General features: G+C 60.3%; 9 protein-coding genes. 4 read left to right on the top strand and 5 right to left on the bottom strand.

The genetic code is table 11. From position 1 onward, the window contains the following. The first annotated feature begins 24 nt into the window (after nt 1-24). Complete coding sequence (locus SIC14_RS16465; protein WP_412562992.1) at nt 25-903, top strand: LysR substrate-binding domain-containing protein; 879 nt, start codon at nt 25-27, stop codon at nt 901-903. 15 nt (nt 904-918) lie between these two features. Here the strand turns inward: SIC14_RS16465 and SIC14_RS16460 are convergent, their stop codons facing one another. Next, nucleotides 919-2,469 (bottom strand): helicase HerA-like domain-containing protein, encoded by a 1,551-nt coding sequence (locus SIC14_RS16460; protein ID WP_412562991.1) that lies wholly within the window; start codon nt 2,467-2,469, stop codon nt 919-921. A 518-nt stretch (nt 2,470-2,987) separates the two neighbouring features. On the opposite strand from SIC14_RS16460, the gene SIC14_RS16455 reads away from it, so the two are divergent. Continuing rightward, complete coding sequence (locus SIC14_RS16455; RefSeq protein WP_412562990.1) at nt 2,988-3,563, top strand: invasion associated locus B family protein; 576 nt, start codon at nt 2,988-2,990, stop codon at nt 3,561-3,563. 66 nt (nt 3,564-3,629) lie between these two features. On the opposite strand, the gene SIC14_RS16450 is transcribed toward SIC14_RS16455, so the two are convergent. From SIC14_RS16450 to SIC14_RS16435, 4 genes are read right to left on the bottom strand one after another with little or no spacing between them, the layout of a single operon-like run. Then, a complete protein-coding gene (locus tag SIC14_RS16450; RefSeq protein WP_412562989.1) occupies nt 3,630-4,838 on the bottom strand; it encodes a beta-ketoacyl-[acyl-carrier-protein] synthase family protein in 1,209 nt (402 codons plus the stop codon). Further along, nucleotides 4,838-5,095 carry an acyl carrier protein gene (locus tag SIC14_RS16445; protein ID WP_412565886.1) on the bottom strand — a complete coding sequence of 86 codons (258 nt, stop codon included), beginning with the start codon at nt 5,093-5,095 and terminating at the stop codon, nt 4,838-4,840. The genes SIC14_RS16450 and SIC14_RS16445 overlap by 1 nt, the downstream gene beginning before the upstream one ends. Nucleotides 5,096-5,127: 32 nt before the next feature. Then, nucleotides 5,128-6,219 carry a UDP-3-O-(3-hydroxymyristoyl)glucosamine N-acyltransferase gene (gene lpxD / locus SIC14_RS16440; RefSeq protein ID WP_412562988.1) on the bottom strand — a complete coding sequence of 364 codons (1,092 nt, stop codon included), beginning with the start codon at nt 6,217-6,219 and terminating at the stop codon, nt 5,128-5,130. Between the two features lie 32 nt (nt 6,220-6,251). Next, nucleotides 6,252-7,865 carry a L,D-transpeptidase family protein gene (locus tag SIC14_RS16435; protein WP_412562987.1) on the bottom strand — a complete coding sequence of 538 codons (1,614 nt, stop codon included), beginning with the start codon at nt 7,863-7,865 and terminating at the stop codon, nt 6,252-6,254. 325 nt (nt 7,866-8,190) lie between these two features. Here SIC14_RS16435 and SIC14_RS16430 point away from each other — a divergent pair, with 325 nt between their 5' ends. Continuing rightward, entirely contained in the window at nt 8,191-8,751 is a 561-nt protein-coding gene (locus SIC14_RS16430; RefSeq protein WP_412562986.1) for a YcbK family protein, read from the top strand. Nucleotides 8,752-9,029: 278 nt separating this feature from the next. Continuing rightward, on the top strand, nt 9,030-18,266 hold the full coding sequence (locus SIC14_RS16425) for an autotransporter domain-containing protein (RefSeq protein WP_412562985.1): 9,237 nt from the start codon (nt 9,030-9,032) through the stop codon (nt 18,264-18,266).

Raw genomic sequence — 18,266 nt, 5'->3', positions numbered from 1 at the left:
AATCGGTTGTGCTAATGATTTGGAATGACCCTAGATCAGCTACGCACCTTCCTTGCCGTTGCCGAACGGCTTCACGTCACCCGCGCCGCCGAAGCGTTGAACATGACACAATCGGCGGTCTCCTCGGCCATCGCGGCACTGGAGACCCAGCATGGGGTCAAACTGTTTGACCGGGTGGGACGGGGCATTGCCTTGACCCAGGCGGGGGTGGATTTCATGCCGCAAGCCCGTGCCGTCCTGCGCGAAGCTGAGGTGGCGCGGCGGGTGCTCAGCGATTTTTCCAGCGAAACACGGGGGCACCTGCGCCTCTATGCCTCGCAGACCGTGGCCAGCTACTGGCTGCCACCACGTCTGATGCAGCTGCATGAGCAGCACCCCGGGGTAGAGATCGATCTGCAGGTGGGCAACACCGCACAATCCGCCGCCGCCGTGGCCGAGGGACGGGCCGACCTGGGTTTTGTCGAAGGCGCCCTGCCCGACAGCGATTTGCACCGGCAGGTGGTGGCACGGGATGAGCTGGTGTTGGTCATGGCACGCGACCACCCCTTGGCGCGGCAAGAGGCGTTTGGGGCCGAGGATTATGTCCAGATGCAGTGGGTGCTGCGCGAAAAAGGCTCTGGCACCCGCAGTGAGACCGAGGCCCATCTGTCCGAGATGGGCCTGTCGGTGGGCAATCTGGAGGTGGCGCTTGAACTGCCCTCAAACGAGGCGGTGCTGGCAGCGGTGGCGGCGGGCCCACATGTGTCGATGCTGTCCGCCCGTGCGGTGGGATCGGCCAGGGGGCGCGGGCTCGCAATGCGGCGGGTGACTTGGGCGCCGCCAACATCGCGCCCCTTTGCTGTTCTTAGTCACCCCCAAAGGTACAAGACCCGCGCGGTGCGGGCCTTGCTGGCGTTGCTCTGACGGTTTGGCCGAACCTTAGCGGCCTTTGAACAGCCCGCCCAGAATGCCGCGCACAATCCGCCGCCCGGTGGTGCCGCGCAGCTCTTTCACCAGCGCCTTGCCAAGCGCCTCCCCCACAGTGTCGCCCCGACGCGAGGACCGTTGTGGCCGCGAAGAGGACCGCCGCACCCGCGCACCACTGAACCGGCGGGCGGATTTAAACTCGCGCTCCATCACCTCAGCGTCTTCCTCGGCGGCCTCTGCAACCTCAGCCTCTTTGGCGGCAACCTCGGCCCGGCGGGCAAGTATTTCATAAGCGCTTTCGCGGTCCTTCAGCACCTCATATTTGCCGGCGATTGGCGAGGCATCGACCAGCGCTTTGCGTTCCGACGCGGTGATCGGACCCAGTTGCGAAGACGGCGGCCGGATCAGGGTGCGCTCGACAATGCCCGGCACACCCTTCTTCTGCAGGAAGGAGGTCACCGCCTCGCCTACACCAACCTCGCGGATCGCCTCTTCGGTGTCGAAACGGGGATTGTCGCGATAGGTTTCCGCCGCCATCCGCAACGCCTTGCGGTCACGTGCGGTGAAGGCGCGCAAGGCGTGCTGAACCCGGTTGCCCAGCTGGCCCAGAATGTCCTCGGGCACGTCATCGGGGTTCTGGGTGACAAAATACACCCCGACCCCTTTTGAACGGATCAGACGTGCGACCTGTTCCACCTTGTCGACCAGCGCTTTGGGGGCGTCTTCAAACAGCAGGTGCGCCTCGTCAAAGAAAAACACCAGTTTGGGTTTGTCAGGGTCCCCCACCTCGGGCAGTTGCTCAAACAACTCAGACAGCAGCCACAGCAGGAAAGTGGCGTAAAGCCGGGGGGCGCCCATCAGCTTGTCCGCAGCCAGAATGTTGATCCGGCCCCGTCCGTCAATATCGGTGCGCATCAGGTCCGGCAGCTCCAGTGCAGGCTCGCCGAAGAGTTGCGCCGCCCCCTGGTTTTCCAGAACCAGAAGCCGCCGTTGGATCGCCCCGATCGAGGCCACAGAAACGTTGCCATAGCGCAGCGCGACCTGCGCACGGTTTTCCCCCAGCCAGACCAGAAGCGCCTGCAGATCCTTCAGATCCAACAGCGCCAGCCCCTGTTCATCGGCCAGCCGGAACGCGATGTTCAGGATCCCCTCCTGCGCTTCTGTCAACTCCAGCAGGCGGGCCAGCAGCAAGGGCCCCATTTCCGCCACCGTGGTGCGCACGGGATGGCCCTGTTCGCCGAAAAGATCCCAGAAGGTGACCGGAAAGGACTGATAGCTGTAGTCGTCAAAACCGATTGTGCCGGCGCGCGAATTAAAGGCGTCATGCAGTTTGAACCCGCTGTCGCCCGCCTTGGCCAGCCCCGCCAGATCCCCTTTGACGTCTGACAAAAACACCGGCACGCCCTGCGCGGCAAAGCCTTCGGCCATGATCTGCAAGGTGATGGTTTTGCCGGTGCCGGTTGCGCCTGCAATAAGGCCGTGCCGGTTGGCGTATTTCAGCTTCAGCCCTTGCTTTTCGCCATAAGCCTCGCCGCCACCACCGATGAAAATCTGATCGTCCAAAACAGCCCCCGTCTCCGACCTTTGATAACGGCCGATTAACCAGTGAAGTCGAAACTTCGTCCAAAGTACGCTCTGAGAATACTTTGTTAACACCTTCATGTCACAGTGAATTTGCCCGTCTCGCATGTCCTTTTGGGACGGGTGACTTCCTCCCTGTCAGACTGGCCGCCCTGAATTTTCAGGGCGGTGTTTCTTTTTTCCGCAAAAGGTTCGAAAGCCTGTTGACGGGTTGGAACAAAAATCCTAGCGTTCTCTCCATAATAAGTCGGCCAGTCCGACGGGGAGCAAAAATTAAGGAAAAGGGGTTGTTCGCAGCCCCTTTTTCTAATTTTTGGACCGTTTCGGCCCTTTTGGCGCGAATCCGGCTGTCTCTTTGATTCTAATGAACAATCCTGTCGGCGCCCCAGATGCGCGGGAAACCGCGCTGTCACGGGGATTTCAGGGAAATTTACGCTGACCTCTCCTTTCTGACGTGATAGACGCATGGGCAGATAACGCACCATCAGACTGGGAAAGACATGCCCAAATTTTTGAAATCTCTTTCGATCCTCGCCACCCTTGCACTGACAGGTGCCGCCACCGCCCAAGAAGCCGCCCAGCCGGCCGAGGATGCGGGGCTCAGCATGGGGCAGCAAGTCGAACCCGAAGCCTACATCCGCGAGACCACTGGCGATTGGGAACTTGAGTGTTACAAAACCGGCCAGGAAGAAGAGCCCTGCCAGCTGTTGCAGGAGCTTTATGGTTCGGGCGGCAACCAGGTGGCCAATATCCGCGTCTTTGGCCTGCCCGGTGGTGGCGCAGCGGTTGCTGGTGCGGTAGTAGCCGTACCGCTGGAAACGCTGCTGACCGCACAACTCACGATTATGGTCGATGTAAACGCGCCTGTGCGTTACCCCTTCTCGGTCTGTGACCCGCTGGGCTGCTATGCCCGTATCGGATTTTCGCAGGCGGACATCGACGCCTTCAAACGCGGCAATCAGGCGATTGTCTCGCTGGTGCCCTTTGTGGCGCCCGATCAGCGCGTCGATTTGAAAATGTCGCTGACGGGTTTCACCGATGGCTTCAGCAAGATCACCGCGATTGTGCAGCCATAAGGCCGCCAACCAGAAACGTAAAAGGCCGCCCTTGAGGCGGCCTTTTACATATCTGCTGCATCGCGACTAGGCACGCTTTAGCGCAAGAACCGCGTTCAATCCGCCAAAGGCAAAGGCATTGGACAGCGCATAGTCAACTTTGGCCTCGCGGGCCTCATTGGGCACCACATCCAGCGCACATTCCGGATCGGCCTCTTCATAGCCGATGGTAGGCGCAATCACGCCCTCGCGCAGCGCCATGATACAGGCCAGCAGTTCCACCGCGCCGGTACCGCCGATCAGATGGCCGTGCATCGCTTTGGTGGAAGAGATCATCAACTGATCCGCATCCGCACCAAACACATCGGCCACTGCCGCGCATTCGGTTTTGTCATTGGCCGCCGTACCGGTGCCGTGGGCGTTGATATAGCCCACCTGCCCGGCGCTGATGCCAGCGTCTTTCAAGGCGCCGGAAATGGCACGTGCGGCGCCCTGTTTCGATGGCATCACAATATCCGCCGCATCCGAGGACATGGCAAATCCCACCACCTCGGCCAGAATCTCGGCACCACGGGCTTTGGCGTGTTCGTAATCTTCAAAGACAAAGATCGCCGCGCCTTCCCCCTGCACCATCCCGTTGCGGTTGGCGCTGAAGGGGCGACAGGCGTCTTTCGACATCACCCGCAACCCTTCCCAGGCCTTCACACCGCCAAAACACAGCATCGATTCAGAACCGCCCGTGACCATCGCCTTGGACATGCCCGAACGCACCATGTTGAACGCCTGGCTCATCGCGTGGTTGGAACTGGCGCAGGCCGTGGACACGGTGAAGCTGGGCCCTTTCAGGTTATACTCCATCGAGACATGGCTGGCGGCGGCGTTGTTCATGAGTTTCGGCACCACAAAGGGATGCACCCGGTTTTTCCCGTCCTCATAAACCGTGCGGTAATTGGCATCGAGCGTTGTCATCCCGCCGCCCGAATTGCCCAGAATGACACCCGAAGTGGCCGCCAGCTCCCCGTTAAACACCAGCCCCGACTGGGCCAGAGCCTCTCGCGCGGCCACCAGTGTGAATTGGGTGAAACGGTCAAACAGCGCCATTTGCTGACGGTTGAACTGCGCCTCGGCGTCGAAGTTTTTCACCTGACCGCCGATCTTGATCGCCAGCCGGTCGACATCCTGAAACTCCAGGGTGCCAATGCCGCAGCGGCCCTCTTTCATCGCCTCGCAGGTTTCCGCCACCGAGGCCCCAAGCGCGTTGATTGTCCCCGCGCCGGTGATCACAACACGGTTCATCAGACCTGCTCGGACACCAATTGTTCAATGCCTTTGATGATTGCCGCCACCGAGGAGATGTCAAAATCGCTCTTCTCGGGTTCGTTGGCGTTAAAAGGCACCGAAATGTCAAAGGCTTCTTCGATGGCAAAAATGCTCTCGACCAGACCCAGGCTGTCGATGCCCAGATCCTCCAGCGTGCTCTCCATCGTAACGTCCGATGGTTCCAGAACCGCCTGTTCAGCGACGATTTCGATGACCTTGTCCTTGATGTTCATGATCACGGCCCCTTCCTCTGCTTGAGGTTGATTTAGTCATTCCCATCCGGTTTTGAAACAGCTTTCTGCAACTTTGCAACGTCGCGGAACAGCCGGGGCAACCGGCGCAGGCCTTTGTAAACCTCAATATGTGTTTCCATCTTCATTGCCGGATAGCCCAGCATGACGCGGCCCGCAGGTACATTTGCCAGCACCTTTGTGGCCCCGCCGGTGATCACGTGGTCCCCGATAAACAGGTTGTCACTGACCCCCGTCTGGCCACCTAGCACCACATTGTGACCGATACGTGTCGATCCGGCGATTCCGACCTGCGCGCAAATCAGGCAATCATTTCCGATCTCTACGTTGTGTCCAATCTGGGCGAGGTTGTCGAATTTCACCCCGTTGCCGATGCGGGTGTCACGCACGGTTCCACGGTCGATACAGGCGTTTGCGCCCAGCTCAACATCATCGCCAATCAGCACCGATCCCAGCGAGTGGATCCGCGCATAGCTTTGAGCTTTGGCGTCCCCCGCATCGCCAAGACTGTCGCGCACCTTTTCGATGTTCGATTCCTCTGGCGTGACAAAGGAGAACCCATCGCCGCCCACGCTGGCCCCCGGTTGCGCAATGAACCGGTCCCCAATGGTGACACGGGCCCCGATCTTCACCCCTTCGCGCAGGAAACAGCCCTGCCCCAGCACCGCCTCAGCGCCAATGAAACAATGCGGCCCAATCACCGAGCCGTCGCCAATCACAGCGCCCGCGGAAATCACCGCCAAGGGCCCGACGCTGACATCCGCGCCCAGTATGGCGGCCGGGTCCACCACCGCTGAAGGGTGAATGCCGCTGTCAAAGCCCTGACCGGGGTCCATCATCGCCGACAGCCCCGCCATCGCAAAGCGCGGGCGTGGCGCAACCAGCGCCGCTTTCAGCCCCAGTGCCTGCCAGTCAGACCCCTGCCACAGCATTGCCGCCTGCGCCTTGCCGTCGGGCAGACCTTTGGCGAAATCGGGTTTCATGGCTAGGGCCAGATCGCTGGCACCGGCCATCGCGGGTTCCGCCACGCCGGTGATAGAAAGATCAACGTCGCCAAAGGCTTCTGCCCCAAGCGACGCTGCTATTTCTTTGATCGTATATGTCATGGCCTGCCCCCAAGAATGTCTTGGGCTTAGACTTAGCCGCGAACGTCGCCCAAGGCCACCCCTGCCGCCTGCAAAGCGTTCCAGATCTTTGCATCGCGGCCATAGGTGTCACGGCGGTAGTTCGCCTTGCCTTTCGCCGGCACAACTGCGGTGCGGTAGACGATATGCACAGGCAGCTGTTTTTCCAGATCCACCTGGGTTTCCTTGCCGGTTTTCAGGATCCGGTGGAAGGTCTGTTTAGGTGTTTCATCCTGACGGGCCAGCAGCGCATAGGCAAATTCAAACGGTTGCTGTAGGCGGATACAGCCGTGGCTGAAGGCGCGGGTTTCGCGTTTGAACAGCGCCTTCTGCGGCGTGTCATGCAGGTAGATGTTGTGGCGGTTCGGGAACATGAACTTCACCAGACCCAGAGCATTCGAACGCGATGGTGGCTGTTTGATGTCAAACGGGAAATTGCGTTGGGTGTATTGGGTGAAATCGGCGCCTTCACGGCTGACAACGCGGCCCGAGCCGTCGATCAGACGCAGATGGCCAACCGCGTTGGGGTTTTTCTGCAGCTGCGGCAGGTATTCCTTCACAGCGATCGAGCGTGGCACGTTCCAGGTGGGGTTAATCACCATATGTTCCATGACATCGCTGAACTCGGGGCTGCGGCGGTCCGAGGAATTGGCCCCCACAACCGAACGGGTGCGGAAAGTCACCTTGCCATCATCTACAATCTTGGCGGTGTAATCGGTCAGGTTCACCCAGATATGGCGCTCGCCCCGCTCAAAGTTGGTCCAGCGCTCCCGCTCCATCGCAACGATGACGGATTGCAGACGTTTCTCTGCGGACACGTTGAGCTGCGCCAGTGTTGTGGCGCCGGCGACACCATCCTGCTCCAGCCCGTGGTCGGCCTGAAACTGCTGCACGGCGGCTTCAATCTTGGCGTCATAGGTCTGCGTTGCCGAGCGGTTCAGATAGCCAAGCGCCACCAGACGGTCGCGCAGCTTGACAATAGAGGCGCCGCGATCGCCTGGCTCCAGCTTCTTGCCCGGCACCGTTGTACCCCAGCCGCCCGCTGCGATAACACCCTGAAGGCGCAGCATTTCCTTGCGCAGGCGGGGGTATTCCGGAGAGGTCGGTGGCAGCTGTTTCATCACCGCCGAGGGCTGACCGGAAACCAGCATTTGCAGATATTCAGCACCATCTTTCTTGCTGATCTTGCGCACCAGACCGTCGTCGATCTTGCGGGGTGTCAGCACGCCATGGGCAATGTCGCGGGCGTATTTCAAGTAGGCTTTGGACAGTTCCACGTCGACAATGCCCAGATCACGCGGTGTTTTTGCGGCCCGCATCTGGGTCAGCAGCAGATCCACATCATAGCGGGCCTGTGGCAACCCGTGCGTGCGCACATTCTGCAGCGCATTGATCAGGGCCTGACGACGGGCTGTGAATTCTGCGCCTTCACCGGTCCAGATCGCCGAGAACCCGTTTTCACGGTAAAACCGCGCCAGTTCGCGGTCATCCGACGCGGTTTCGGCCACGGCCTGTTTAAAGGCCGTCACCTGCGCCACTGCGGGCGTCGGCGCGTTGGTTAGAATAAAGCAGGCCGCCACGGCACTGAAGGCCAAACGGGAAAAACCAGAACGGGTCACAGACAGCATGAGCGCGTCCCTCTTTCGTTGTAAATTTTTCAGATCTAGACCTCTCATAGGCGGTTTCTTTAACGGCTGTCCATTCACAAAAGGTTAATCTGCCAATTTCCTTTGGGCTTTGCGCAAGCCTGTGTCGCAAAACCGTCAGCGAAGCCACATTCACGAAATTTTGCGCAAAAAACCGCCGAACCCCCTTGTTTTCTACAATTTGAGGCAAAACGCACCTTGGTGGAACGAAACTTGTATGTAATAAAACGCCTGCATCTGGGGATGAGATGGCAGGCCTCGCGTAACAACGCGGGCAACACAGGTAAGCGACAGGACGGGCGCTAACATGACGAATACTACTTTGACGCGGCGGGCGGTGCTCGGCGCGTTTGCGGCAACAACATTGTCGGCCGCACCGACCTTCTCCAAGGCCGCAGGCTTTCTGCGGGGCTCCGGTGACATCCGGCGCATCCGGATGCATTCCGGCCGGACCGGTGAATCCATCGACATGATCTATTGGATTGAAGGCAAATACATCAAAGAAGCCTTGAAGGAAGTGAACCACTTCATGCGCGACTGGCGCACCAATGACGTGATCGGCATTGATGCACGCACCATTGATATCATGGCTGCGGCGCATAACTTGATGGATGTGAGTGAGCCCTATATGCTCCTCTCCGGCTACCGCTCGCCGAAAACCAACGCCATGCTGCGGTCGAAATCGCGCGGCGTTGCCAAGAACTCGCTCCATATGAAGGGTCAGGCCGCGGATCTGCGCCTGCAATCGCGTTCGGTGGGTCAGATGGCCAAAGCCGCCGCGATCTGTCGCGCCGGTGGTGTGGGCAGCTATTCGCGTTCGAACTTTGTACATATGGACTGTGGTCCGGTGCGCACCTGGGGCCGCTAAGCCCCCAAGCGTAGCACGCCATCAAGTCAAAAACTGCCAAGCCCGCCCTTCCCGGCGGGCTTTTTGACGCTTGCGGTCGCCGTGTTCATCGGATGTTTAGCAACTTCGGCGAGGTTTTGGGCGATGGTGTCACCCAAACAGCAACGCCCTGAAGAAGGGTGTTGAAATATAATTGGAATCCTTGAGTCAAATTCGCAACTATGTTTCTCTGGGGGCAATTAATTGAATTTCTTGCCGGTTTCTTTCCGGTCATTAGTATTTGTCATCAGGGGGTCAAGATGAAGGTCTTGGGGATGATCGCAGCCAGTCTGCGGGTTAAGGTTCGTGCAGTATTTGTTACCTCTTTGGTTCTGGGTTCGGTTATCGGGACAGGCAACGCCGTGCAGGCGCAGGGTGCCGATGCCAGTTTCTCGGCGGTGTTTTCACCCGATACGGTGATTGCCGGTGCGGACACGGAACTGACATTCACGTTGAGCAATACGGGCGTCGGCGGGCTGAGCAGCGTTGGCTTCAGTCAGACCCTCGGCACTGTTGTGAACCTTGGTGCCATCCCCAACCTGATCAGTGACTGCCCTGGAGGCCCCAGCTTTACCGCCACCCCCGGCGGCTCCAGCATCAGCATGTCCGGCGGCAGCCTCCCTTTCGGCGAAAGCTGTACCGTTTCCGTGCAAACCACAGCGCTCACCTCCGGGGCGACGGCCACAACATCGCTGAACACGGATCAAGGCGATTTCGGCTCAGCCACCGACACACTGACCGTAAATGCGGTGGACCGTTCCGCTATTTCGGCTGCGTTTTCCCCGGCCACCGTTGGTCTGAATGAAACCAGCACCCTGACCTTTACAATCGACAACTCCGCCTTTGCCACAAAAGCCCATTTCCTGCAGATCGCCGATGTCTTGCCGGTCGGTCTGGAAATTGCGAATCCGGTCCAACTGTCAACAACCTGCGGTTCCTCCGCACCGATATTGAGTGCAACCCCGGGCACACAGAGTTTCAGCTATCAAACGGGATCCACGGTCAGCCTGACACCGACCATTGTCCCTGCAAGTGGCACCTGCGCCGTATCGTTGGATATCACCGGACGAAGCTCTGGCAGTTTCACGGCAACGACGGATGTATCACTTGCAAATTATAGCGGAGTTCAAAGAGAGCTGGGCAATGCAAGTGCAACGCTGACGGTCTCTACGATTGACACTTCGGTGCCAAATCTGACCAAAACCTTTGATCCGGACCCTGTTGTTCCTGGCACCACCACCGGATTGACCTTCACCCTGCAGAACAACAGCCGCGATCAGGCGGCCACAGCGGTTGGCTTCACCGATGATTTGTCTGCCATGCTGGCGGGCTCGACATTTTCGTTGAACTCCAACTCCTGTGGCGGGTCTGTCAGCGGCGTTGGCACCTCTTCTTTCGGGCTGTCCGGCGGCACGGTTGCGCCCAGCAGCAGCTGTACAATTGGGATTACCGTTTCGGTTCCGGGTGGCGCTGTTTCTGGCACCTACCCCAATGTGACCAGTGTAGTCACAGCCACTGTGGATGGCGACAATGTCACCGGCTCGCAAACCGCCACTGACAATCTGGTGGTCGCCACACCGCCCACTGTGGTGCTGAGCATCAACGACGGGGTGAATCCCCCGACCTTCACTTTTGACGTCACCAACACCTCGGCAACAGAGGGTGTTTCGGATCTGGCCTTTACGCTGCCGTTTGCGCCACCGCTGACCTCTGGAACGCATTTCACTTCGACCAGCAACACCTGTTCCGCGTTACTCGGCAATCTCTCTGATTCTGGTGGCGTCAATGGCCTCAATATCTTGGACATCGATATGGCGCCCGGTGCCAGCTGCCAGATTGTCTACGACTTCGCCGTGCCCGCGGGGCAGTCGCCTGGGCCATATAGTTTCACCACCACGGCTCCTACCTCGACCGTTGGCAGCACCAACCTGACCAGCCGAACCTCCACCGCCTCGATGACCATCGGCGCCGGCGAAGTGGGACTGAGCCTGAGCAAATCCTTCTCGAGCGCGCAAATCCTGCCCGGCGATCCCTTGTCGATGACCCTGCTGCTGCAGAACACCGATGAAAGCAACGGTGCAGAGCAAATCGCTTTCACCGATGATCTCGACGAATACTTGGGGGACGCGCTGTTTACAGCGGTGACCTCAAACGACTGTACCGGTACCGTCAGCGGCCAAGGCACAACAATGCTGACCTATGCAGGCGGCACCCTTGCCCAGGGCGCAAGCTGTTCGATTGTTGTGGCGCTGGACACTACACCGGTGGGGGTTGGCAATTACACCAACCAGATTGACGACCTGATGGCGGCCATTGCCCCCGGCGGCACGCAGGTGGCGATCAACTCGGTACCCACAGCATCGCTTGCGGTGGTTTCCGTTTTGCCGCTGACCGTTGCCATGTCGATCGAAGAAGATCCGGTGGCCCCGGGCGATTCCGTCACCCTGCGGGTGGAATACACCAACTCCAGCGCGACAAATCTGACAAGCTACTCCTTCAGTAACCAGATGTTGCGGCCGCTGACTTCGGCAACCTTCGATGGCACTCCGGTCGAAAACACTTGTGGAGGCTCTCTGTCGCTTTCCAGCAGCAACTGGTTCCAGTCTTTGGGACCGCTGAGCGCCGGTGCCAGCTGTGTGACCCGTGCCACAATCAATGTGAACGCCGGACAGGCAGCGGGAACATTCCCAATGGTCATTCCAGCCGCGACACAGGCTTTTGACGGACCAATCTTTGTCACCGGTGGGCCCTACAGCACCGATCTGGTGGTTGGCGCCGCCGAAGGGGCCGCGCCATTGACTGTTAACAAGGCCTTTGCGGATGACAGCGTTGTGGCCGGGCAGACCACCAATCTGACCTTTACCCTGACCAACACCACCTCTGATCCGCTGAGCGCAATCGCCTTCAACGATGACCTCTCCACCTTCCTGACCGGCACCCTGTTTGACAGTTTGCAAAGTAACACCTGTGACGTTGCGCCAACGGGTGTGGGGGCTTCCAGCATTGGTTTCAGCGGTGGCACTTTGGCGGCCAATGCCTCTTGTGAGATCACGGTGTCCCTGTCCATCGATGCGGCGGCAACCGCGGGGCGCTATACCAACACCGCCACCAATGTCAGTGCCGTACAGGCGACTGTGACACGCGACGGTGTCGCGGGCAGCGATTCTATCGATGTGCTTGTCGTGGGACAGCCGACCTTTGTGAAATCCTTCAGCCAATCGACGGTTGAGGCCAACAGCCTGATTTCGTTGAGCTATACCATCACCCTGCCCGCTGGCAGCGCACCATTGAACGACCTGAGCTTCACCGATCCCATCGGCACGGACATTCCCGGTGTCACGGTGTCACAACTGCCTGTTGGCACCCCCTGTGGCGCAAGCTCTGTGGTGGAAGGCAGCAATGAGATCCTGATGCGGGGCGGCAGCCTTGCGGCGGGCAGCTCCTGTTCGTTTAACGTGGTCCTGTCAGTGCCCACCCCTGTGGCGCAGCTCTACACAAGCACCACCTCCGACCTGCTGGAAGGTGCCACCACGGTGGCCAACCCGGCCGTTGATACCCTGACGGTCTTCCCGCTGCCACCGGCCTATACCTACGCCTTTTCACCGGCGACCGTGACCCGTGGCCAGATTTCGCGGCTGACCCACACGCTGGATGCCAGCGCCGCCAATCAGACCACCACCGGGGTGAGCTTCACCGATAACCTGCCCGCCGGGCTGGTGTTGGCAACCCCTGTTAACCTTGCGCTCAGCGCCGCAACGTGTAGCGGCGCGGTTACCGCTCCAGATGGTGGCAGCAGCCTGAGTTTTGCGGGCACCATTAACGCTGGATCGGTCTGTACAATTGCGGTCGATGTGGTTTCGCCCAACGCTGCGAACCACAACAACGGTGTGGGCGTGCTGAGCACGGATTTCGGCTCCAGCTTGTCGCCCGCCGCAACCTTGACGGTGAACGTCGCGCCGGTGCCGGGCTATTCCATTGCCCTGGCGCCCGATCCGATCCTCGAAGGTGGGGTGTCCACGGTCACCTATACGATCGACAACTCGGCGGCCTTTGTACCGGCCTCCGCCCTTGTGATCGATCATAATTTCCCAACCAATATTTTTGCCGCCACACCGGTAAACTCCGCAAACACCTGTGGCGGTTCTTTGACTGTCAACAGCGGCTCGGTCAGCTTAACAGGCGGTTCCGTTGCGGCGGGTGGAACCTGTACCGTCTCCTTTGATGTGACCAGTGAAGTTGCAGGAAACTACACCTATGCGGCGGGCACGCTCGATTCCGATTTGGGCAGAACCCCGGCAGCGCAGAACATACTGGTGGTGAACCAGGCCCCAGTGCCGACGCTGGCCAAGGGCTTTGCCCCAGCCACCGTGGCACAGGGCGGCTTGTCCACTGTGACCCTCAGCATCAACAACACGCTGGCGCTGATCGATACGGAACTGGCGGCGGTCACCGACAGCCTGCCAACGGGCATGGTGGTGGCCCCCACCCCCAATGCCTCGCAATCTGCGGCTTGTACGGGCGGCACTTTTGCCCCCACCGCAGGTGCGACCAGCGTCAGCTTCAACGGCACCATCAGCCCGGGCAGCACCTGTACGTTGAGCTTTGACGTGCGCGCGCTGGCGGCGGGCAGCCAGTCCAACACCGTCAACATGACCTCGGAACTGGGCACCAGTACTGCGGCCTCGGCCAATCTGAACGTGACGGCGGCCCCGCTGCCGACCTTCACCAAAGTGTTCAGCGCCGCCTCGATTGAGCAAGGTGACACCAGCACTCTGACCTTCACGATCGACAATGTTTCGTCGCTGATCGAGGCCACCGGCCTCAGCTTCTCCGATACATTGCCGGCAGCGGTGACCCTGGCGTCCCCGGTGAATGTCGCCAACACCTGTGGCGGCACTGTGACGGCGGTGGCCGGTTCCGGCACTGTGGTCCTGACGGGCGGCTCGGTGGCCGAAGGCGCAAGCTGTACCCTTTCGGTTGAAACCACGGCGACCAGCATCGGCAACCATGTCAACACCTCGTCAAGCCTCACCAGCTCGCTGGGCACCTCTCCGCAGGCCACAGACACTCTGACCGTCACCGCCGCGCCTGTTTTGACTGGCAGCAAGGGCTTCACCAACGGCACTACCATCCAAGGCGACACCAACACTGTCACCATTGGCATCAACAACACCGCGCTTATCGGCACCAACAACATCCTGTTCTCTGACCTGCTGCCCAGCGGCATGGTGGTGGCCCCGACACCAGCAACTTCAACCACCTGCGGCGGATCTGTCTCGGCCACTCCGGGCGCCCCTTCGGTCAGCTTTTCCGGCGGCAGCCTCGGGGCTTCCAGCAGCTGTGCAGTCAGTTTTGACGTGCGGGTGACCGGCAACAGTGCTGTGACCAACACCATTAGCGATCTAACCAGTGATCTTGGGGCCTCGGGCAGCTTTAGCGACACGCTGAACGTGACCCCGGCCCCTGCGCCGCTGTTCTCCAAGGCTTTCAACCCCAGCACGATGGAACAGGGCGAAGTCTCGACCCTGACCTTCACCTTCGACAACTCGGCCTCCTTGATTGAGGCAACCACCCTGTCGATGTCGGACACTTTCCCCACGTCGATGACCGTGAGCGGCAATGCCACCCCGCAGTTCACTGGCTCCTGCACAGTCGCCAGCGCGACTGAGACGGTTGGTGCGGGCTCGGTCAGCTATTCCGCCCTCAGCCTGCCTGCGGGTGGGGTCTGTACCTATAGCGTCAACGTCACGGCCCTGAACGCGGGTGGGTTGACCAACACCACCGGTACGCTCAGCTCTTCGCTGGGATCGTCTGGCACTGCCAGCGCGGTTCTGAACGTGGTGACACCAGATGCGCCGGCCTTCTCCAAGGCCTTTGCCAGTAGCGCGATTGTGCAAGGGGCCAGCACCACGCTGACCTTCACCATCGACAACTCCACCGCTTCTATTCCGGCCACCAGCTTGTCGTTCAGCGACACCTTCCCAGCCGGGATGACCGTGGCGGCGACGCCGAATGCCTCAACCACCTGTACCGGTGGCACGCTGACGGCAACGGCGAACACCAGCACGCTGTCTTACAGCGGCGGCACGGTTCCAGCGCTGTCAACCTGTACGGTTTCCGTTGATGTGACGGCGGTGACAGCCGGGCCCAATGTGAATATCTCGGGCGATCTGACCTCGGATATCGGCAATTCAGGCACCGCCAGTGACACGTTGACAGTCAACCTGTCGCCGGCACCAGCGTTTAGCAAAGTCTTTTCACCCAGTTCGATTGTGCAGGGCGACACCTCGACCCTGACCTTCACCATCGACAACAGCGCTGGCCTGATCACGGTGAACAGTCTGGATTTCACCGACGTCATGCCTGCCAGCATGACCGTGGCCAGCCCAGCCAACGTCGTGGCGGGTTGCTCCGGCGGCACCGTCACCGCGGTAGCGGGATCGGACACGATCAGCTACACCGGCGGTGCGGTTTGGGCCGGCACCAGCTGTGCCATCTCAGTTGATGTGGTGGCCACCGATCAAGGCAGCCTCAGCAACACTTCCGGCGATCTGACTTCCACACAGGGCAGTTCCGGCACTGCCAGCGCAACGCTGACCGTGACCCCTGCCCCGGTGCCGTCGTTCAGCAAAACAGTGGCCAGCGGTTCGATCAACCAAGGCGATCGGGTGGCGTACCAGCTGATCATCGACAGCTCCTCTGCGCTTGTTCCGGTGACCAACCTTGCCGTGACGGATCCCTTCCCAAGCGGCATGTTCCTGGAAAGTGGCAGCCTCAGCACCACCTGTACCGGCGGCACGCTGACCGGCACCGGTGGCGACACCAGCATCAGCTACAGCGGGGGCACGGTGGCAGCCGGGGCAACCTGTACCATCGACTTTGAGGTGCGTCCGCTGACGGCATCGGGCACTTTGGTCAACACCACGGGCGATCTGACATCGTCGCAGGGCAATTCAGGCCCTGCAAGTGTCAGCCTGAACGTGGTGCCCCCCACCGTTCCTGTCTTCAGCAAAGCTTTTGGGGATGCCTCGATCGAACAGGGGGCGGTTTCGACCCTGACCCTCACCATCGATCACAGCAGCGAAAGCTTCATCGATGCCACAGGGCTGGTCTTTACCGACAATTTCCCCAGCGGGATGACGGTTGCAGCCACGCCAAACGACAGTTCCACCTGTGGCGGCACCTTTACCGCAACGGCTGGTGACAGCTCTGTCAGCCTCAGCGGTGGTTCGGTTTCGGCCGGCGCGACCTGTGCCCTCACGGTGGATGTAACCGCGGTGGATCTGGGCGATGCAGACAATGTGACCGAGCCTTTGACCACCGATCTGGGCACTGCCCCGGCGGCAACTGCCACCTTGACCGTGACCGCCGCGCCGGATCTGGGCTTTGCCCGCAGCTACAGCCCGTCGAGCGTGGCACAGGGTGAACCTGCCAGCCTGCTTTATGATATCGACAATTCGACCGGGTTGATCGGCGCCAACAACATGGCCTTCACCGACACCCTGCCGTCCGACGTCGTGGTGGGGGCCGGCAGCATCAGCAACAGCTGTGGTGGCACTGTGACAGCCGCCGCCGGGGGCAATTCGGTGAGCTTCAGTGGCGGCACCGTCGCCACCGGCGCAACCTGTCAGATCTCGGTGCCGGTCAGTTCAACGGTGGTTGCCACCCATAGCAACACCTCTGGTGATCTGACCTCGGACCGGGGCACCACGGCGGGCGTTTCCGCCAGTCTGACGGTCACCGCCGCCCCGCCGCCCACTGTGACGCAGGCCTTTGTGCCCAGCACTTTTGCGCAGGGACAAATCGGATCGCTGGTGATCACGGTGGACAATACGGCGGCCTTTATTGACGCCACCAGCCTTGGCCTCACCGGCGATCTGGGCGGCAGTCTGCAACTGGTCAACAGCGGATCCAACGTGCCAAGCAACAGCTGCGGCGGCACCCTGTTGGCCCCGGAAAACTCAACCCGCTTTAACCTCAGCGGCGCAACCGCACCCGCGATGAGCCAATGTGTAATCACCCTACCGGTGACCTCGGACTCAATCAGCACCCCGACCAGCACCCTTTCGGGGATCAGCAGCTCGCAGGGCAGTTCCACGGCACCGGCCCCCGTTGGGGTCACCGTGACCGAGAATGTGAACGGCAACATCACCTTTGTTGTCGGTTCCAGTTCCAATGGCACCTATAGCTTCACCTCGACCGAGGCACTGCTGAACTTCACCGTCACCGCAACGGGCGGTGGCGCCACACAGGGACCGATTGAGCTGGCAGCGGGCACCTATCAGGTGGATATTGCGCTGCCCTCGGGCGAAGGCCTGAGCAGCCTCAGCTGTAACGATGGTGACAGCATTGCAGATGCTTTCACTGGTCGGGTTTCGGTTGTTCTGGCACAGCGCGAAAATGTGACCTGTACCTACAACACCCTGGCGACCGAGCAGCGCACCGTGGACACGATCCACGACTTCCTGCACCGCCGCAGCGCCCTGATCCTGGCCAACCAGCCCGATCGCAACCGGCGTCTGCAGCGGATGAACTCGGGCGGTGTCGGCGGCCAGACGCTGAGCTTTGCGCAGGGCGACATCCTGTCAATGCTGCCGGTGGAGTTTGATCCGATGTCGATCGGCTCTGGCAACTACAGCCTGCGAACCTCGATGCATGACGTTCGGGTGGCGCGGGCGATGACCTTGCTGGCGCATGATCCCAACAAACAGTCGATGTTTGTGGAGAACACCAAGTGGGATCTCTGGTTTGAGGGCAGCTACAGCGAGTTTGAGGGCGCCGGCGATTCCCGCGGCTACTTTGGCATCGCCTATGTGGGGTTGGATTATGTGGTGTCCAACAAGCTGCTGGTTGGGGGGCTGTTGCAGTTCGACCAGATGAAGGACAGCTCTGACATCAACGGCACCAGCATTTCCGGCCGCGGCTGGATGGCGGGCCCCTATGTCACCGCCCGTGTCGCGCCGAACCTGATTTTCGACGGCCGCTTTGCAATGGGCAAATCGACCAACGAAATCTCGCCCTTCGGCACTTACACCGACACGTTTGAGACCACGCGCTTCCTGGTGGACGCCAATCTCAGCGGCGATTTCAAAGTCAAAGAATGGACCGTGACCCCCAATTTGGCCTTATCCTTCCTGCAGGAGAAACAGCACAGCTATGTTGACGCGCTCAACGTGACCATCCCGTCGCAAACGCTCAAGATGGGGCAACTACGCTTTGGGCCACGGGTGTCGCGGCTGTTTGTTGATGACAAAGGGGCCAGCTTTGAACCTTTTGTGACACTGGATGGGATCTACACTTTCGCCAACTCCAACGCGGCCCTGTCCACCAGCGCCACGGACGAAGCGGAGGGGCTGCGCGCCCGGCTGGAGGCTGGGTTCACCACCACCAATGAACATGGCGCGCAACTGTCGTTCAAAGCCAACTATGACGGCATCGGCCGACCTGACTTTGAGGCCTATGGCGTCTCGCTGAAACTGACGGTGCCGCTGCAATAG

The sequence above is a fragment of the Thalassobius sp. MITS945101 genome (genome assembly GCF_047123305.1).
GTDB lineage: Bacteria > Pseudomonadota > Alphaproteobacteria > Rhodobacterales > Rhodobacteraceae > Thalassobius.
This window is presented reverse-complemented; position numbering and strand designations above follow the sequence as displayed.